The sequence below is a fragment of the Streptococcus australis genome (assembly GCF_015553625.1).
GTDB lineage: Bacteria > Bacillota > Bacilli > Lactobacillales > Streptococcaceae > Streptococcus > Streptococcus australis_B.
Genome location: NZ_JADNGY010000001.1, coordinates 192,360 through 210,613, shown reverse-complemented (window position 1 = coordinate 210,613; position 18,254 = coordinate 192,360). Strand labels below are relative to the sequence as shown.

General features: G+C 43.6%; 22 protein-coding genes and 2 tRNA genes. 21 read left to right on the top strand and 3 right to left on the bottom strand.

Annotated features, from left to right (window positions below; translation table 11 throughout):
• The first annotated feature begins 6 nt into the window (after positions 1 to 6).
• The 16 genes from gtfA (at position 7) to rsmA (ending at position 12,189) form a co-directional block, all read left to right on the top strand.
• Positions 7 to 1,512, top strand: coding sequence for an accessory Sec system glycosyltransferase GtfA (gene gtfA, locus I2D56_RS01005; protein WP_195347773.1), 1,506 nt, complete (start codon positions 7 to 9; stop codon positions 1,510 to 1,512).
• Complete coding sequence (gene gtfB, locus I2D56_RS01000) at positions 1,505 to 2,860, top strand: accessory Sec system glycosylation chaperone GtfB (RefSeq protein WP_195347772.1); 1,356 nt, start codon at positions 1,505 to 1,507, stop codon at positions 2,858 to 2,860. The genes gtfA and gtfB overlap by 8 nt, the downstream gene beginning before the upstream one ends.
• The gene (gene asp4 / locus I2D56_RS00995) at positions 2,853 to 3,041 is read left to right on the top strand and encodes an accessory Sec system protein Asp4 (RefSeq protein WP_023024538.1); all 189 of its coding nucleotides are present in this window, start codon (positions 2,853 to 2,855) and stop codon (positions 3,039 to 3,041) included. Before gtfB ends, asp4 begins: the two co-directional genes overlap by 8 nt.
• A 1-nt stretch (position 3,042) precedes the next feature.
• Positions 3,043 to 3,267 (top strand): accessory Sec system protein Asp5, encoded by a 225-nt coding sequence (asp5, locus tag I2D56_RS00990; protein WP_023024536.1) that lies wholly within the window; start codon positions 3,043 to 3,045, stop codon positions 3,265 to 3,267.
• 196 nt (positions 3,268 to 3,463) lie between these two features.
• Positions 3,464 to 4,012 carry a carboxymuconolactone decarboxylase family protein gene (locus I2D56_RS00985; protein WP_023024535.1) on the top strand — a complete coding sequence of 183 codons (549 nt, stop codon included), beginning with the start codon at positions 3,464 to 3,466 and terminating at the stop codon, positions 4,010 to 4,012.
• Between the two features lie 144 nt (positions 4,013 to 4,156).
• Positions 4,157 to 5,050 carry a TDT family transporter gene (locus tag I2D56_RS00980; RefSeq protein ID WP_117744755.1) on the top strand — a complete coding sequence of 298 codons (894 nt, stop codon included), beginning with the start codon at positions 4,157 to 4,159 and terminating at the stop codon, positions 5,048 to 5,050.
• A gap of 159 nt (positions 5,051 to 5,209) precedes the next feature.
• On the top strand, positions 5,210 to 5,905 hold the full coding sequence (locus tag I2D56_RS00975; RefSeq protein ID WP_120701541.1) for a CPBP family intramembrane glutamic endopeptidase: 696 nt from the start codon (positions 5,210 to 5,212) through the stop codon (positions 5,903 to 5,905).
• Between the two features lie 106 nt (positions 5,906 to 6,011).
• A complete protein-coding gene (gene rnpA, locus I2D56_RS00970) occupies positions 6,012 to 6,353 on the top strand; it encodes a ribonuclease P protein component (RefSeq protein ID WP_023024530.1) in 342 nt (113 codons plus the stop codon).
• Between the two features lie 4 nt (positions 6,354 to 6,357).
• Complete coding sequence (locus I2D56_RS00965; RefSeq protein ID WP_023027309.1) at positions 6,358 to 7,173, top strand: YidC/Oxa1 family membrane protein insertase; 816 nt, start codon at positions 6,358 to 6,360, stop codon at positions 7,171 to 7,173.
• A 15-nt stretch (positions 7,174 to 7,188) separates the two neighbouring features.
• Entirely contained in the window at positions 7,189 to 8,133 is a 945-nt protein-coding gene (gene jag / locus I2D56_RS00960; RefSeq protein ID WP_023027308.1) for an RNA-binding cell elongation regulator Jag/EloR, read from the top strand.
• A gap of 86 nt (positions 8,134 to 8,219) precedes the next feature.
• The gene (locus I2D56_RS00955) at positions 8,220 to 8,861 is read left to right on the top strand and encodes a hypothetical protein (protein WP_023024524.1); all 642 of its coding nucleotides are present in this window, start codon (positions 8,220 to 8,222) and stop codon (positions 8,859 to 8,861) included.
• A gap of 149 nt (positions 8,862 to 9,010) precedes the next feature.
• Positions 9,011 to 9,145: a 50S ribosomal protein L34 gene (gene rpmH / locus I2D56_RS00950; protein WP_003003086.1), complete on the top strand. Its 135-nt coding sequence runs from the start codon at positions 9,011 to 9,013 to the stop codon at positions 9,143 to 9,145.
• A 121-nt stretch (positions 9,146 to 9,266) separates the two neighbouring features.
• Positions 9,267 to 10,037 carry a TatD family hydrolase gene (locus I2D56_RS00945; RefSeq protein WP_195347771.1) on the top strand — a complete coding sequence of 257 codons (771 nt, stop codon included), beginning with the start codon at positions 9,267 to 9,269 and terminating at the stop codon, positions 10,035 to 10,037.
• Positions 10,009 to 10,593 carry a ribonuclease M5 gene (gene rnmV, locus I2D56_RS00940; protein ID WP_173018618.1) on the top strand — a complete coding sequence of 195 codons (585 nt, stop codon included), beginning with the start codon at positions 10,009 to 10,011 and terminating at the stop codon, positions 10,591 to 10,593. Before I2D56_RS00945 ends, rnmV begins: the two co-directional genes overlap by 29 nt.
• A gap of 20 nt (positions 10,594 to 10,613) precedes the next feature.
• On the top strand, positions 10,614 to 11,240 hold the full coding sequence (locus I2D56_RS00935; protein ID WP_048715703.1) for an immunity protein Imm33 domain-containing protein: 627 nt from the start codon (positions 10,614 to 10,616) through the stop codon (positions 11,238 to 11,240).
• A gap of 73 nt (positions 11,241 to 11,313) precedes the next feature.
• On the top strand, positions 11,314 to 12,189 hold the full coding sequence (gene rsmA / locus I2D56_RS00930; protein ID WP_195347770.1) for a 16S rRNA (adenine(1518)-N(6)/adenine(1519)-N(6))-dimethyltransferase RsmA: 876 nt from the start codon (positions 11,314 to 11,316) through the stop codon (positions 12,187 to 12,189).
• 46 nt (positions 12,190 to 12,235) lie between these two features.
• On the opposite strand, the gene I2D56_RS00925 is transcribed toward rsmA, so the two are convergent.
• From I2D56_RS00925 to I2D56_RS00915, 3 genes are all read right to left on the bottom strand, one after another.
• Positions 12,236 to 12,324, bottom strand: a tRNA-Ser gene (locus tag I2D56_RS00925).
• Between the two features lie 4 nt (positions 12,325 to 12,328).
• Positions 12,329 to 12,411, bottom strand: a tRNA-Leu gene (locus I2D56_RS00920).
• 119 nt (positions 12,412 to 12,530) lie between these two features.
• The gene (locus I2D56_RS00915) at positions 12,531 to 13,451 is read right to left on the bottom strand and encodes a CPBP family intramembrane glutamic endopeptidase (protein ID WP_154857216.1); all 921 of its coding nucleotides are present in this window, start codon (positions 13,449 to 13,451) and stop codon (positions 12,531 to 12,533) included.
• Positions 13,452 to 13,783: 332 nt separating this feature from the next.
• Here I2D56_RS00915 and rsgA point away from each other — a divergent pair, with 332 nt between their 5' ends.
• The 5 genes from rsgA to I2D56_RS00890 are packed head-to-tail and all read left to right on the top strand — an operon-like array spanning position 13,784 to position 18,157.
• Positions 13,784 to 14,662, top strand: a complete 879-nt coding sequence (gene rsgA / locus I2D56_RS00910; protein ID WP_195347769.1) for a ribosome small subunit-dependent GTPase A — start codon at positions 13,784 to 13,786, stop codon at positions 14,660 to 14,662.
• Positions 14,663 to 14,677: 15 nt separating this feature from the next.
• Positions 14,678 to 15,337 carry a ribulose-phosphate 3-epimerase gene (gene rpe / locus I2D56_RS00905; protein ID WP_195347768.1) on the top strand — a complete coding sequence of 220 codons (660 nt, stop codon included), beginning with the start codon at positions 14,678 to 14,680 and terminating at the stop codon, positions 15,335 to 15,337.
• Entirely contained in the window at positions 15,297 to 15,962 is a 666-nt protein-coding gene (locus I2D56_RS00900) for a thiamine diphosphokinase (protein WP_195347767.1), read from the top strand. Before rpe ends, I2D56_RS00900 begins: the two co-directional genes overlap by 41 nt.
• 1 nt (position 15,963) lies before the next feature.
• Positions 15,964 to 17,220, top strand: coding sequence for a DNA recombination protein RmuC (locus I2D56_RS00895; protein ID WP_195347766.1), 1,257 nt, complete (start codon positions 15,964 to 15,966; stop codon positions 17,218 to 17,220).
• Entirely contained in the window at positions 17,207 to 18,157 is a 951-nt protein-coding gene (locus I2D56_RS00890; RefSeq protein WP_195347765.1) for a 3'-5' exoribonuclease YhaM family protein, read from the top strand. The genes I2D56_RS00895 and I2D56_RS00890 overlap by 14 nt, the downstream gene beginning before the upstream one ends.
• Positions 18,158 to 18,254 lie beyond the last annotated feature (97 nt).

Sequence of the window (18,254 nt, the reverse complement as noted above, 5' to 3'; positions counted from 1 at the left end):
GGATTTATGACAGTATACAATATCAATCTTGGGATTGGATGGGCCAGTAGTGGCGTCGAGTATGCACAAGCCTATCGGGCCAAATTGCTAAGACAGATCCAAGAACCTGCAAAATTTATTTTTATGGATATGATATTAGCAGACAATATTCAACACTTAACAGAGAATATTGGATTTAAAGACCATGAAATCATATGGCTCTACACTCATTTTACGGATATCAAAATTGCGCCAACCACTTATACGGTGGATCAAGTCCTGGCTGGGTTCGCTGGGAGCCCAACGCGAGAAGAGACCACAGGGAAGGTGAAACGCTATTTCTACGAAGACCAAGACAGTTTTTTGACCTGCTATCTTCGGGACGAAAAGAGTCCCTATGTAGAGCGCTGTGAGTATGTTTCTGGAGGGATCCTAGTCAGAAAAGATTATTTTTCCTATACTCGCTACTGTACAGAGTACTTTATCCCCAAAAATAATCAAGCCCATTTGATTGAACGGCGTTTCTACAATGAAGACGGAAGTGTGGCCTATCGGATGCAGGTGGCAGATGGTCAGGAGATTTACCGTTTCCCAGATCGTTATCTCCTGGGCCGGCAGGAATTGATTCGCTATTTCATGCAAACCCTCAACTTGACCAAACAAGATTTGGTGATTTTGGATCGGGAGACGGACATCGGCCAACCCATTTTTGAAGAGGCCCAAAAAGCTCGTCTAGGAGTCGTGGTCCATGCGGAGCACTATAGTGTCAACAGTACTGATGATCAATATATTTTGTGGAACAATTATTACGATTACCAATTTACTAATGCGGATAAGGTGGACTTCTTTATTGTCGCGACAGATCGGCAAAAGGAAATTTTGGCAGCGCAATTTGAAAAATATACCCAGCATTCTCCTGCTATTTACACCATTCCGGTAGGAAGTCTTGCAAGTCTACTGCAAAAGGACTCTCGTAAACCTTTTTCTTTGATGACGGCTTCGCGTCTGGCAACAGAAAAACACATCGACTGGTTAGTTCGAGCAGTTGTCGAAGCAAAAAAAGCTCTCCCAGCTCTCTCTTTTGATATTTATGGAAAAGGTGGGGAGGAGGAGAAATTGCGGTCGCTGATTGAAGAGTTAGGAGCGACGGACTATATCCAGCTCAAAGGGCATATGGATTTGACCGATATTTACAAAGATTATGAAGTCTATCTATCAGCTTCAACCAGTGAAGGCTTTGGTCTCACCTTGATGGAGGCGATTGGTTCTGGTCTTCCCATCATTGGCTTTGATGTGCCCTACGGCAATCAGAACTTTGTTAGAGATGGGGAGAATGGCTACTTGCTTCCGACTGAACCAGATCAGGTTGTGGACAGGATAGCGAGGTCCTTCGCTGAAATGATCCGCTTGTTATACCAGAGCAAAAAGATGGCATCCATGCGTCAAGCATCTTATGCGCGTGCAGAAGATTTTCTAACCAGTAAGGTTGAAAAAGCTTGGTCTCAGTTGATTGAGGAGGTGACCCATGCTTAATGTGTTTGATCGGTTTTCGCGCGAAAGCCAAGATCTGCTCTATTCTTTACAAAGAGCAGGTTACACGCATCCAACAATCGTCTTGGAACCAAATGGTTTTTTACCCGATGGAGTGGAGTCGCCCTTTCTTTACTTTTTAGGTCGACCGACAGGCGAAAAACGGGGGCGCTTCTTTAACGAAGTTTTAGTCCCTGATTTTTGGGAAATTACTGGAGATGCGTCTGGTGGCCGGATTTCCTATTACGGCCAAGAAAAAGCGCGTATCTATTACCAAGGAGCGACTCATAAGCGAATCGTTGAGCGGGTAGAGTGGTTCAATCAAGAGGGACAAGTAAGGACAGTGGATCGCTATGATCAGTATGGTCGCAAAATAGCGGTAACCAGTTGTGATGGTCAGGGCAATCCTTTGTTAACCACCTACTTTGAAGAAGAAATAGAACGCCTGACAGAAAATCATCAAACAGGTGATCTGCTTTTGACACTGGACCATGAGCCTATGCGTATCTTTAAAAATCGACTAGATTTCTACGTCTTTTATGTCCAATACCGAGGATTTGCTTTAGATCAGGTGATTTTCAATACGCTGGCTCAGTCTTTTGCTTTGAGTTTGCAACTCGGCAAAATGGGACTGGTAGGCCGGGATGTCTTGGTTTGGCAAGAGCCATTACGGGATAGTCTGCCAGGCAATATGCAACTCATCCTAAACAGTCCAGAGATACGGACGAAGAAGATCTTCATCCCTCAAAGGGAGACCTATCTCCGTGCTCTACAGTTGGTATCACCAGAGCAGCAGGGCTTTTTTGCCCCTCTTGGCTATATCTATGATTTTGTAATCAAAGATGATGTTCGCAAGGATGCTTTTGTATTAACAAATTCAGATCAGATTGAAGCCTTGCCTTATTTGCTAGAGCACTTACCGGATGTGACCTTCCGAGTTGCGGCAGTGACAGAAATGTCTCCGAAGCTCCTGTCTCTGGTCCGCTACCCCAATTTGGTCTTGTATCAGAATATTAGCCAGGAGCGGATCAAGGAGCTTCTTCACCAATCCAGTATCTATCTAGATATCAATCATTTTGGGGAGGTACAGGGAATTGTTCGTAAGGCCTTTGAGCACCAACAGCTGATTCTAGGCTTTGAACAGACCTTACATGACCCGCCTTATCTTGCTCAAGAAAATGTCTTTAGGCAAGGAGCAAAAGACGAACTCGTGGCACGCATCAAAGAAATTTATCAATCAATAGAGAACTATCGACATGCAGTTTCAAATCAAATTGCACAGTCTAACGCGATCGAACAGGAAGAGTTCCGTTCGAGATTCCAGGAAGGGATAGGTGATAGAAATGCCTGATCAGAAGAAGGACTTGTTCTATAAAGAAGTAGAAGGACGAATGAATGCTCTGAAGCGACGATCCGCGGAAAAAGAAAAAGCAACGCGCTCGGAAAAAGTTAACCTGACCTTAAATGTTGTCATCGGTCTCGTTATCTTGTTGGGGGTACTGCTCACCCTTTTCCGAGTTTTTGGAGGATAAGATGGAAATGCTATTTGTTGTGCTGATGTTCCTTCTATCGATCAGTCTAATCTTGTTGGTGATGTTTCAACCTCGTCAACAACAATCACTATCAACAGATGCGACCAGTAACTTAGGGAAGCCAAATTATTGGCTAGCCCGTCGAGGGATGAAGCTAGCGACCTTGATCGTTAGTGTCCTCTTTTTTTTAGTCTTGTTAATCTATCTGCTACTTGCTCGGGCATAGAAGGATAGGGGAATGAGAGGAAGGCCCTTTCTCTTGAAGCAGTTGCTTTGAACGGGAGCAGAAGTGGGGTCGATAGGTCTGAATCTTTTCTTCTTGGTGATAACTATTTTTTATGGAAGGTATATGAAATATATATTTTTCAAGCTTTCTATTCTATGATAGACTAAGTGCCACCAAGAGAAAAAGAGGTAGATTTATGACAACATTTCAGATTCATACAGTTGAGACAGCGCCAGAAGAGGTAAAAGAGGTTCTTGAAACTGTTCAAAAAGATAACAACGGCTATATTCCAAATCTCATCGGTCTTTTAGCAAATGCGCCGACAGCTCTAGAAGCCTATCGTACAGTCGGTGCGATTAACCGTCGCAACAGTTTGACACCAGTTGAACGTGAAGTTGTCCAAATCACTGCTGCGGTGACCAACGGTTGTGCCTTCTGTGTGGCAGGGCATACAGCTTTTTCGATCAAACAGATCCAAATGAATGACGACCTTCTTCAAGCTCTGCGCAATCGTACTCCGATTGAAACAGATCCGAAATTGGATACCTTGGCTAAATTCACCCTAGCAGTGATCAATACCAAGGGACGCGTTGGAGATGAGGCCTTAGCTGAATTTTTAGAAGCAGGTTATAGTCACCAAAATGCTTTGGATGTGGTCCTAGGTGTGAGTCTGGCTAGTCTCTGTAACTATGCCAATAACTTGGCCAATACACCTATCAATCCAGAATTGCAGCCCTACGCGTAAAAGAACCAAGCTTGTGCATGAAATGATGGAGCTAAGCTTAAAAATAAGAAAATGAGAAGGAGATTTTATATCTACTTCTTTTTTTGATGATGCCTTCTGGTATTTTATGTTATACTGAAAGCGATAAAATAATTGGAGCTCAAGATGAAAAAGATTCCTTTAGCATTTTCAGGTTGTCTATTAGGTTTAGCAGGAGCGGGAAACCTTCTGTCTGATACCTTCCCAGTTCTGGCCCATTTTTTCAGTTTGACGGGTTTGATTCTATGGGTTTTCTTTTTGTTTCACCATCTGATCTACTGGCAAGAAACGAAGATTGAACTTCAAGAACCAGCCCTTCTATCTGGAATGGCGACCTTTCCCATGGCTGGGATGATTCTATCGACTTATCTCCTACGACTGTTTCCTACATTTGGAGGACTTGCCCAGACAGTTTGGTGGTCTGCTTTCCTTTTAGATTGTAGCTTAATTTTCTACTTTACCAAGACCCATATTTTTGCAAAACCAAGAGCCAATGCCACCCCTAGTTGGACCGTCCTTTATGTAGGGATTGCTGTGGCAGCCTTGACCTATCCAGTGGTAGGGGTGGTTGAGTTGGCCTATCTGACTCTCGGGTTTGGCTTTGTCTTAACCTTGATTCTTTACCCGCTAATCTATCAGGGATTGAAAACTACCCCTTTACCGAGCCACTTATTGGGGCAAGAAGGCATTTATTGTGCGCCCTTTTCTCTTCTGTTAGCGGCCCTCGTTCGTCTTGGTGGAGCTAGTCTGCCGGTTTGGCTCTTATATATCATGATCGGTCTCTCTCAAGGTTTTTATTTCTTCGTTTTAACGCGTCTGCCCAGAATGATAAAAGAAGGGTTTCAACCAGCCTTTTCAGCCTTAACCTTTCCTACAGTCATCACAGCTACTTCCCTGAAAATGGCCCAAGGCTTATTGCAAAGTCCTCTTTTAAGGCCCCTTGTCTGGCTAGAGACCATTCTTTGCCTAGCCATTCTTGTGTCTGTGCTAGTGGGCTTTACGACTTACAGAAAAGGGTAGAAGAAAGCTTGATAATCGCTACAATAAGCTGGTATTCCAATAGAAACTAGAGGTTAGAGACGGCTGTCTCGACCTCTTTTTTATCTACTTTCTAATTGAATCCTAGGAATGATTATGGTAAGATGCAATAAATCATTTTTAATCCCTTGAAAGGAATGTATGAAATTTTTAAAGACAAAGGCCAAGCTCTTTTATCCACTTTTATTGCTGGTCTTTTACATCTTGGTGAGGCCGCAATTTCGCGAGTTAGCCCAGCTAGTCAGCAACCAAGTCGGCCAAGCCCTTAGCTATTTTTGGACCCTTCTCTTTTTAGAAGCAGGTTATCTGATGCTTGTTTTTTCATTTGTGAAGAAGTATAGTCCACGTACCGTTTTTCAGTGGGCGAAGAAGAAACAATTCCTCCCCGCTATCTACGCTACTATATTCACTAGTTGTGCAATCTATTGGCTGGACTACTTTCTCAGTGGTTTTACCAAAGGACGTCTAGCTATTTATCACTCCTTTCCGGTGACCTTGGAAGCCTTAGGATCTCTCATCCTCTTTGTCCTAGTGGTCATCATTCGACCGATGACAGTAGAATTGGTCTTCCGTGGAGCGCTTGTCCAAGCCTATTTTAAAAAATGGCCCTTCTATGCGAGTGTATGGGCGCCTGCCCTCATCTATAGCGGATTTCAATTCCTCCAGCATCCCTTTACTGTCTTGAGTTTTTTGATCTATACGATCCCTTCTCTTCTGTTTGGATTACTGAATGAAAAGACAGGCTCCTTGTATTATCCTATCCTTGCTCATATCGGACTGAACTTCATTTATAGCCTACCCATCATCTTGTCAACTATCCAGCATCTCTTCTCCTAGTCGATTTAACAGTAATGGAGGAGGCTTCAAACCAAGGGCCAGAAGGTCGTTGGTTTTTTTTGAAATTATGGTATAATAGAATAAATTTAAAAGAGGGAGTGGGAGTTTGAGAAAAAGCTATCGTGTCAAGCGAGAAAAAGATTTCAATGCCATTTTTAAAAGTGGTATGAATTGTGCGAATAGAAAATTTGTGATCTACCGTTTGCCACAAGAGCAGCCCCATTTCCGTGTCGGCTTATCTGTTAGTAAAAAACTAGGAAATGCTGTGACACGCAACCGAATCAAGCGCTTGATTCGTCATGTTTTGATGAAGCATCAGGATCATCTTGTAGCAGATGATTTTGTTGTGATTGCTCGAAAGGGTGTTGAAGAGCTGGATTTTGACCAAGTTGAAAAAAATCTAGTCCATGTATTAAAATTAGCGCAAGTCTATCGTCAGGAAAGGTAATTACGTGAAAAAGAAATTAAAAGTAGCTAGCTTATTAGGAGGGGCTCTCCTTTTATTAACAGCCTGTGGAACGTCTGAAGTGACTTCCCAATCATCAGGAGTTTGGGAAAAATTCGTTTACTTCTTTGCAGAAGTCATTCGTTTTCTTTCGATTGGAGGAAATACCGGAGTTGGGATTATCCTCTTCACTCTCTTGATTCGGACAATTCTTTTGCCAGTTTTCCAATACCAAATGACCTCCTCGCGCAAAATGCAGGAGATTCAGCCACTAGTGAAAGAAATCCAGGCCAAGTATCCTGGGAAGGATTTGGAAAGCCGCACTCGTATGTCAGAAGAAATGCGGGCGCTTTACAAAGAAAAAGGTGTGAAGACTTCCTCGGCCTTCTTGCCATTGTTTATTCAAATGCCAGTCTTGATGGCCTTGTTCCAAGCTTTGAGTCGGGTAGAATTCCTAAAAGTCGGTCATTTCCTTTGGTTGGATATGAGCGCAACAGACCCAACCTTTATTTTGCCAGTTTTGGCAGCCGTCTTCACTTTCTTTAGTACCTGGTTGAGCAACAAAGCCATGCCAGAAAAAAATGGTGGAATGACAGCCATGATGTATGCAATGCCGGTCATGATTTTCTTCTTCGCCATGTACTCAGCCAGCGGGGTTGCTCTCTACTGGGTAGTTTCCAATGCCTATCAAGTTGGGCAAACTTACCTGTTGAACAATCCATTTAAGATCATTGCGGCGCGTGAAGCAGAGCAACAGGCAATCAAAGATATAGAAAAACAAAAACGACGTGCATTTAATAAAGCACAGAAAAAGAAAAACTAAGAAGGAGTTTGACAGATGGTCCAATATACAGGAGTCAATGTTGAAGAAGCCATTCAAAATGGTTTGAAAGAATTAGATATCCCGCGCATGAAAGCACATATTACTGTCGTTTCTCGTGAAAAGAAAGGGTTCCTCGGTCTCTTTGGTAAGAAGCCAGCTGTGGTAGACATCGAACCGATTGCAGAAACTACGGTTACAAAAGCTAATCAACAAGCTGTTAAGGGAGTTCCTGAGGAAATAAATGTTCAAAACGAACCTGTCAAGAGTGTCAGTGAAGAGACTGTTGATTTGGGTCGTGTGGTGGCTGCGATTAAAAAAGTTGAAGAAGAAGGCCAAGAAGTTTCGGAAGAAGTGAAGGCTGAGATTCTTAAGCATGAGAAGGCTCCTGAAACCATTCTTGAAGAACAAGGTCATGGGGAGATTCTCGATTCAAGTCCTAAAGAAGCTGAGTCACGCCAAACGTCTGATTTTGCTGATTTGGGCATTGAAGTAGAAGAAAGCTATGACATCGAAAAGGTTGTTTCTGATGTCACTTCCTATGTTCAAACAGTAATTGATGAAATGGATGTAGAAGCTAGCATTTCAAGTAGCTACAACCGTCGAACCATCAATATGCAGATTGATACCAATGAGCCAGGCCGTGTGATTGGATACCACGGGAAAGTTCTCAAAGCCCTTCAATTGTTGGCGCAGAACTATCTTTACAATCGGTATTCTAAGAATTTCTACATTGCTATTAACGTCAATGATTATGTTGAACACCGTGCAGAAGTTCTTCAAAGCTATGCGCAAAAATTGGCAAGTCGTGCTCTAGAAGAAGGTCAAGCACAACATACAGATCCAATGTCTAATAGCGAACGCAAGATCATCCACCGTATCGTATCGAAAATGGATGGAGTAACGAGCTATTCAGAAGGGGAAGAACCAAATCGTTACGTTGTCGTCGATATTGAAGGTTAATCTACCGTCTAAAAAAGAAGATTTCAAAAGGGAGAGAGGAGTGTAAGCTTGGTCTCTCCTTTTATTTTTGAGAAGGGAATAGCAGTATGTTTGTTAAGATTAAAGACTTTTTGAATTGTCAGGGGATCAAGTACCTAGCCCCTGCTAAAGCAGGTGAGGATGCGGAGCGAATGTTGGTCTATCGAGAGATGGGCCAAGAAGCTCGCAAGGAGTTCACTCATCTGGTCAGTGATTTTCAGAAGATTTTTCCGCACTTAAAACAAGAGCGGACCAGTCAGTGGATGAATCAAGCCCAAATTCTTCGCCCTCATTTTTGGGCCTATCTCCAAGGAGAGGGAGAAATAGCGGATCCGATGTTCGCCTTGCGACTTTATGGGGATGCGAAGGACTTTGGTGTATCCTTGGAAGTGAGTTTTATCGAACGCAAGAAGGATGAGGAGAGTCTACAAAAGCAGAACCGAGTTTTAACTCTTCCGGTTTCTTCGCCAGTCTATTATTTCGCCCAAATAGAAGGTGTCAGCCAACGATTTCAAGGAACAGAAGCCAATCGTCTGAGACTTCTCAAAGGTGTGGAAGCTAGCCAAGTCCGAAAGGTCTTGGTTAAAGTCGATGTAAATCTATCACAAGCGACTAGCCGAGATGCCATTCTTGAGGAATTAAAAAAAGGAATGGCCTGCTTGCTTCCATACTATGAAGCAACTCGTCAAAGGATAGAAGGAGATGCCTAATAAAAGCGGTATCATTGAACCTGACCCAACAAATTTTTCATAGCTATTGACAAACAGCCTTGAATCAGATAGAATAGTAAAGTATGTTTAGTAACTGATCACATTATAGCCGGCTAAACGAATACAAAATCTATGAGGAGGTATTCATCGTGAAACGTACTTATCAACCAAGTAAACTTCGTCGTGCGCGCAAACATGGTTTCCGTCACCGTATGGCAACTAAAAACGGTCGTCGCGTATTGGCAGCTCGTCGTCGTAAAGGACGCAAAGTTTTGGCTGCTTAATTCAGATAAAAAGCTAAAAACCAGTAGAAACTCGAGACTACTGGTTTTTGTTTTGCCAAAAGTGTATTCAGCTATGCTTTCTGTTATAATAGAGTGAGAAAAATCGTAGAAAAGGATCCATATGCAGATTTTTGATACCCATACTCACCTCAACGTTGAAGAGTTTGCAGGGCGAGAACAAGAGGAATTAGAACTAGCAAAAGAGCTGGGAGTCATTGCCCATAATGTTGTTGGCTTTGACAAACCAACCATTGAACGAGCAATAGAATTGGCAGACCAGTACCCAGAGGTTTATCTCACCCTTGGTTGGCATCCTACTGAGGCAGGCGATTATAGTCCTGAGGTAGAGGCTTATCTACTGGAACGGCTGAAACATCCTAAAGTCGTCGCCTTAGGGGAAATCGGTCTGGACTACCACTGGATGACAGCACCTAAGGAAGTTCAAGAGAAGGTCTTTCGCCGTCAAATTCAGCTATCTAAGGAACTAGACTTACCATTTGTAGTGCATACGCGTGATGCTCTCGAAGATACCTATGCCATTATCAAGAGTGAAGGAGTTGGCCCACGCGGTGGGATCATGCATTCTTTCTCAGGAAGTCTGGAAGATGCCAAACGCTTCATGGATTTAGGCATGATGATCTCTTTCTCGGGAGTGGTGACCTTCAAAAAAGCGACAGACATTCAGGAGGCAGCCAAAGAATTACCTTTGGACAAAATCTTGGTTGAGACAGATGCCCCTTATCTGGCACCAGTTCCTAAGCGAGGCCGGGAAAATAAAACAGCCTACACCCGATATGTAGTGGATCATATTGCAACACTACGTGGTTTGACGACAGAGGAAGTAGCTCAAGCCACCTATGACAATGCGAGAAAGGTATTTGGCCTTGACTGAGAAAAGAAAAATACCAGAAGTGATTGTTGTTGAAGGCAAGGACGATACGGCCAATCTGAAACGCTATTATGAGGTGGATACCTATGAGACACGTGGATCCGCCATTAATCAGGATGACCTAGAACGAATTGCCACCTTGCAGGAGTTGCGTGGAGTCATAGTTTTTACGGATCCGGATTACAATGGGGAGCGCATTCGTAAGATCATCATGCAAGAAATTCCGCAGGCCAAGCATGCCTTTTTAAATCGTGGCGAAGCAGTGCCCAAATCAAAAACCAAGGGCTGTTCCTTGGGAGTCGAGCATGCCAGCTTTGAAGACTTAGAAAAAGCCCTTGCTGGACTGGTGGGCTCCTATGAAGATGAGCATTTCTTTGATATTACCAAGTCAGATCTGATGCGACTCGGCCTGCTGATGGGCAGTGACAGTCGCAAACGACGGGAATATTTAGGAGAAGCCTTGCGCATCGGCTACTGCAATGGCAAACAACTGCTCAAACGCTTGGAATTGTTTGGGATTTGTTTGGCACAAGTTGAAGAAACGATGGCTAGTTATTAAAAAAGAGATAGAGGTAGAAGATGGGATTGTTCGACCTGTTTACAGATAAGAAAAAAGTGATCGGCTTTTCTTTGGAGAATGTTCACGCAGAACATCAAAAGAATCCACGGCATTTTTTGATTCCAAGTCAAGAAGAAATCAACCAATTGAAGCTTGGGGACCAGGTTCGCCTCATCTTTGTGCTGGATACAGTCTTGGAGAATGGGTGTCGAGCAGAGCGTATGTGGGTCGAACTCACTGAAATCCGCGATGGGAAGTTCAAAGGACGTTTAACCAATCAACCCGCTTATATTACCTCCATCCAGCTTGGAGATGAGCTGGATTTTGCGCAGGAACATATCGCAAGCCTGATGGTTCCTCCTCTGAATCTTGATACGCAAAAAGGGGCCATGATTACCAAGGATTGCTTCCTACGACGTGAGATTAATTGGGCGATTCACGATGTCCCTCATCATCCACAAGATAGTGGTTGGCAATTCTTTACAGGCTTTGAGTCTCAGGAAGATTTGGACGATCCATCTAAGATCACCATTATCAGTCTTGAAGAGGCCTTGGAAATAGAGCCCTTGTTGGAAACCGTCTTAGATAAGAACGGGGAAGCTTATGTCTACCAAGCGGAGCAGAATGCCTTTGTGGAAGACTGTTAGGCTAGCTTGTAGAGAAACACAAGAGAGATAGAGTGATTATTTCTTACACTAAAAGGATTAGAAAAGAGAAAAAATGAGAATTGCAGATTATAGCGTGACCAAGGCAGTGCTAGAGCGTCACGGCTTTACCTTTAAAAAATCCTTCGGTCAAAACTTCTTGACCGATACCAACATCCTTCAAAAGATTGTGGATACTGCTGAGATTGATAAGCAGGTCAATGTCATCGAAATCGGTCCTGGAATTGGAGCTCTCACTGAGTTTTTGGCAGAAAATGCCTCAGAAGTGATGGCCTTTGAGATTGATGACCGCTTGGTTCCTATTCTGGCGGATACCTTGCGGGATTTTGACAATGTCACGGTTGTCAACCAAGACATCCTCAAAGTGGATCTCAACCAGTACATCGCAGAGTTTAAAAATCCAGAGCTTCCGATTAAGGTAGTGGCCAACCTTCCTTACTACATCACGACTCCCATCCTCATGCACTTGATCGAGTCTAAAATTCCTTTCCAAGAATTTGTGGTCATGATGCAAAAAGAGGTGGCAGATCGCATTTCAGCCGAACCTAATACCAAGGCTTACGGGTCTTTGTCCATTGCAGTCCAATACTATATGACCGCTAAGGTAGCCTTTATCGTGCCTCGCACCGTCTTTGTGCCAGCGCCAAACGTTGATTCTGCCATCCTCAAGATGGTGCGTCGCGAAGAACCAGCAGTAGCCGTCAAGGATGAAGATTTCTTCTTCTCTGTCAGCAAGGCTAGCTTTGTCCACCGTCGCAAAACGCTTTGGAACAACTTGACCAGTCGCTTTGGCAAGACCGAAGAAATCAAAGCCAAATTGGAAGCAGGGATCCAAGCTGCAGGCCTGCAACCTTCTGTACGAGGAGAAGCCCTTAGTTTAGAAGCCTTCGCCCGCTTGGCAGACGGTCTTCTAGAAGCCGGGATCAAATAATAGAAAAGACATGAGATATGAAGCTCATGTCTTTTTTAGTTGTAGAAGGAAAGGACGGGATTTGAACCCGCGCGTGAAGAAAATCCACTTGCCGGATTTCGAGTCCGGTGCCGTACCGAGCTGGGCCACCTTTCCAAGATGCGGAGAAAGGGATTTGAACCCTCACGCCCGAAGAGGCACATGCGCCTGAAGCATGCGTGTCTGCCGTTCCACCACCTCCGCATAGTTCTATTATACTCTTTTTAAAAGAAATGCCAAGAAAAAATAGCATGTTTCTTTTTATCGAACCTATAGAGGAAACAGAAAAAGGCTGGGTAAATCCAGCCTTTTCTTTCTTTTACTTATTCATAGCTCAGTTGAGGGTAGAGTTCTTCTTGTTCTGCAGAGGTATCTTTGAGAAGGAAGATGGCCCACAAGAGAGCAAGGAGAAAGACGACTAAGCCAGGGATCCCACCTTCAGGTCCAAACTCACCACCTGTGATAAAGGTCCGGTTTGAAGTTGTGAAGTACATCAGAGAGGATTCACTATCAAAGCCACTGACATGGAAGCCGTAGACATTTCCCATGATGAAGTTCCAAGCGAAGTGGAAGCCACAAGGTCCCCAGATATTTCCTCTCTTCAAGGCATAGACTGCTGTGAAGAGACCGAAAACGAAGAGGTGAACTGTTGAAAGCCAGGAAGCTCCGTTGTTGTTCAAGTGGAAGTAGGAGAACATGGTAGAAGAAATGAGGATGGCTAAGTAAGCATTCTTATGGTAAGAAATAATTGGAATCAACCAACCACGGATATAAATTTCTTCGGCTGCCGTTTGAAAAATATAGCCAATCAGAACCAAGATCCAAGATACGAGGAAAGGAAGACTAAATTGAATACGATCGAAACGGACATCACCAGTGATGAAGAAGACGATTAAGACCGTAGTAATCATAATGGCGCCGACCAAGACCCCCTTAGCGAATTCGGAGAGACCATTTCCTTTGGAAAAGCCCATGGTTCGAACCGGTCGTTTTTCAATGAGTTTCACCCAGAGGAAGAAGGCGATGATGGTGTAGAGAAAGGACAAAAGATCCAAAATATTCCACCAGTCGGGAATCCAACTTTGTTTGTTCAAAAAGAAGTTTGTGGAAGCAGTACTGATCGGAGACATGTACTGGGTGATGTAATAGAGAATAAAGGGAGCTAAAAACCAAGGGGTTAAAAACTTCCCTTTCTTTACATTAGAAACGAGAGGGTTACTCTTGGAAAGAAATGAAAAACTCATAAAGGACCTCCTTATAACTGGCAGGGATTAGTAAGAAAGTCAGAAATCAGGCACCAAAAAGAGGGCTTCTTTCATTACTAATCAGGTAGCTTCGTCAAGAAATGTATCAGTCTCCGTCACTTCCTTTTTATAAGATGGTTTGTACTTCCCACGATAGGCATATATATTATGTCCTTCTCCTCTATTATAAACCTATCTGAAAACGTTTACAACCCCTTGCCTGCATCTTACTCAAAAAAATGAAATAACTTCCTCTTTTTCATCTCCAAGTCAGCAAGCGCTATCGTATATTTTTTGATATAATGGTAGTATTAACTTTAAAGGAGTGCTAGTTGCAAGGAACGATTGTTAAAGCCTTGGCCGGTTTTTATTATGTGGAGTGCGAGGGAGAAATTTACCAAACACGCGCCCGAGGAAATTTCCGAAAAAAGGGACAAACTCCCTATGTTGGAGATAAGGTAGAATTTTCAGCCGAAGAAAATTCGGAAGGCTATATTTTAAAAATATTCCCAAGAAAGAATAGCTTAGTTCGTCCACCCATTGTTAATATTGATCAGGCTGTCGTCATTATGTCTGCCAAAGAGCCAGATTTTAATGTTAATTTATTGGACCGCTTTTTAGTCCTCTTGGAACAAAAAGTGATTCATCCGATTGTCTATATTTCAAAAATGGACTTACTAGAAAATCCAGCTCAGATGCTTCCTTTCCAGGCAGTCTATCGTCAAATGGGCTATGACTTTGTCACTGACAAGGAAGAGCTCTTGCCTCTCTTGAAGGATCGGGTGACGGTCTTTATGGGCCAAACAGGAGTGGGGAAATCCACCCTCTTGAATACCTTGGCTCCGGAGTTGGAACTAGAGACAGGAGAAATCTCCGACAGTCTTGGACGCGGCCGCCATACGACGCGAGCTGTCAGCTTTTATGATCTCAATGGGGGCAAAATTGCGGATACTCCTGGCTTCTCCTCTCTAGATTATGAAGTCGATAATGCGGAAGATCTGAATCATGCTTTTCCAGATATCGCCAAGGTGAGCCAGGCTTGTAAGTTCCGTACTTGTACCCACACACATGAACCATCCTGTGCTGTTAAGCCTGCTGTCGAGGAAGGGATCATAGCTTCCTTCCGCTATGAGAATTACTTACAGTTCTTAAGCGAGATTGAAAATAAGCGAGAAACCTACAAAAAAGTATCGAAAAAATTACCCAAATAAGGAGACCTGAAGAATATGAAAACAAACAAATTAGCCCCTTCTATTTTGAGTGCAGATTATGCAAATTTTGAAAGTGAATTGAAGAAATTGGAAGTATCTGGTGCGGAGTACGCCCATATCGATGTGATGGACGGCCACTTTGTGCCTAATATCAGCTTTGGTGCTGGTGTAGTTGCTAGTATGCGTCCTCACAGCAAGCTAGTGTTTGACTGCCACTTGATGGTTACCAATCCTGAGCAACATATCGAAGAGTTTGCGCGTGCCGGAGCAGATATCATTAGCATTCACGTCGAAGCGACGCCACACATCCATGGCGCCCTTCAAAAAATTCGTTTGGCAGGGGTAAAACCAAGTGTGGTCATCAATCCAGGAACCCCTGTTGAAAGTATCCAACACATCTTGAACTTGGTAGACCAAGTACTTGTCATGACTGTCAACCCAGGATTTGGTGGGCAAGCCTTCCTGCCAGAAACTATGGATAAGATTCGTCAATTGGTTCAATTACGTGAAGAAAAAGGCTTGGATTTCGATATTGAAGTCGATGGGGGAATTGATGATAAGACGATTCACGCTGCGAAAGAAGCAGGGGCAAACGTCTTTGTAGCAGGTTCCTATGTGTTTAATGGAGATGTGAATGAACGAGTTCAAACCCTTCGAGCAGCCATCCAAGACTAAGGTTGCGATTGTAGCTGGTGGCCGAGTGGAAACCATTCCGCTAGACTTGGATGTTTATGTCGGGGTGGATGCAGGCTGCCTTTTCCTATTAGAGCAAGGATTGGAACTTTCTTTAGCAGTTGGAGATTTTGACTCGGTCGAGCCAGAAGAATTCCAGAGTATTCAATCTGCGGCTCACGCATTACGGACTTCGGTACCAGAAAAAAATGATACGGATCTGGAATTGGCGATTAAGGAAGTGTTAGAAGGTTGGCCTCAAGCGGACATTCTGATTTTTGGAGCCTTTGGTGGTCGCCTGGATCACCACTTGGCCAGCGTTTTTTTGCCCAGCGATCCAGAGATTGCACCTTTTATGTCGCAACTTTACTTGATGGACCAACAAAATTATCTCTGCTATCGTCCAGCAGGCCACCATACCATTCTGCCTATAGCAGGCTATACCTATGTAGCTTTTATGCCAGTTGAGGGAGCTTTCATCCAGATTGAAGGAGCCAAGTATCCCTTAAATCAGACCAATTATTTTAAAAAGGCTATTTATGGTTCCAACGAGTTTATCAATCAGCCGATTACCTTAACCATTGATCGAGGCTACGCCCTTATCATTTATAGCAAGGATGGGAAATAAGATGGAATTAATCCTTTTTGTATTAGGAGTGGGAAATCTTGTCTTGCTCTTCTTGCTCTACCAGCAACGGATAGCTGATAACAAACAGGTCCGTGACTTACTGGAGGACCAAGAAGATCATCTTTCGGATCAGCTGGATTACCGATTTGAGAGAGAGCGACAAGCTCAGCAAATCACTGGCCAGCAGATAGAGATGGCGATCAGTGACCGTCTTATGGAATTACGGACAGAAATGCATCAGCAAACGACTGCTTTACGAGCAGAACTTGCTGAGAATTTTACTAAAAACCGAGACAAAACGGACGAGCGGATGCAACAGATTCAAGCTTCCAATGATTTGCGGTTGGAGCAGATGCGTCAAACGGTCGAAGAAAAGTTGGAAAAAACCTTGCACAGTCGTCTTCAAACCTCTTTTGAGACGGTCTCCAAACAATTGGAGTCGGTCAATAAAGGTCTTGGGGAAATGCAGACGGTCGCTAGAGATGTGGGAAGTCTCAATAAGGTCCTCTCCAATACCAAAACCCGTGGGATTATGGGAGAACTCCAACTCGGCCAGATCATCGAAGATATCCTAACTCCCGCCCAATACGAAAGAGAGTTTGTAACAGTCCCCCATTCCAGCGAACGTGTCGAGTATGCGATCAAGATGCCTGGTCAGGTCAGAGGGGAATACGTCTATCTGCCAATCGACTCTAAGTTTCCTCTGGACGGTTATTACCGACTGGAAGAAGCCTATGAAAGTGGGGAGAAAGAGGAGATTGAACGGTGTCGCAAACTCCTATTGGCTAGTATCAAACAATTTGCCAAGGACATTCATCAAAAATACCTCTATCCGCCTGCCACTACTAATTTTGGGATTCTCTTTTTACCGACGGAAGGGCTCTATTCAGAAGTGGTCCGCGACCCAGCCTTCTTTGATCGCCTCCGAAGAGAGGAGCAGATCGTCGTCGCGGGGCCAAGTACGCTTTCAGCTTTGTTGAATTCCCTATCGGTTGGATTTAAGACCCTGAATATTCAACGAAGTGCAGATGATATTAGCAAGGTCCTTGCATCCGTCAAGACGGAGTTCCAAAAATTTGGAGGCGTTTTAGAAAAGACCCAACGGCAGTTGAAGCATGCCTCTGGTAATATTGATGACCTCTTAAACCGAAGAACAAATGCTATCGAGCGCACACTCCGAAACATTGAAACGTCAGAGAATCTAGATATAGCAAGCCTATTGAATTTAGAAGATGGAGAAGATGATGGTCAAAATTAATCAAATGAAAAAAGACGAATTGTTTGAAGGTTTCTACCTCATTAAGTCAGCAGATGTTCGTCAGACACGTGCTGGAAAGAATTATCTTGCCTTTGTCTTCCAAGATGAGACAGGCACGATCGAAGGAAAATTGTGGGATGCTCAGTCACATAATGTGGAGCAATTTCAGGCTGGGCGCGTGGTTCATATGAGTGGCCGTCGGGAAGTCTACAACAATACGCCTCAGGTCAACCAGTTGACCTTACGGTTGCCTCAAAGTGGGGAGCCATCGAATCCAGCAGACTTTAAGGAAAAGCCTCCGGTAAATCCAGTCGATTTGAAAGATTACCTATCGGGGATGATTTTCAAAATAGAAAATCCAGTTTGGCAACGTGTGGTGCGGGCGCTATACAGCAAGTACGACAAAGAGTTCTACTCTTATCCTGCGGCCAAAACCAACCACCATGCTTTTGAGACGGGCTTAGCCTATCACACAGCCACCATGGTTCGTTTGGCTGAGAGCATCTCTCAGGTGTATCCTCAATTAAACCAGAGTCTCCTCTATGCCGGCATCATGCTCCATGATCTTGCCAAGGTACTGGAACTCTCAGGCCCTGAAAATACGGAATATACGGTTCGAGGAAACCTCATCGGGCACATTGCTCTAATCGATGAAGAAATTACCAAGGTCTTACAAGAGTTAAAGATTGACGATCAAAAAGAAGATGTGATTGTGTTGCGCCATGTGATTTTGAGTCACCATGGTCTACTAGAATATGGTAGCCCGGTTCGTCCAAAAATCATGGAAGCCGAAATCATCCATATGATTGATAACCTAGATGCAGAAATGATGATGATGACTTCTGCCTTAGCTTTAGTAGGCCCTGGTGAAATGACCAATAAGATTTTTGCCTTGGACAACCGCTCCTTCTATAAGCCAAATTTAAAAGATTCCTAATAAACTGGCCTTAAATAACCTGCTCTTAGTTTGTTAGTAAAAAAACCAAAAACGAATGTTGTGAGACTAACAATGTTCGTTTTTTGGTATAATATGG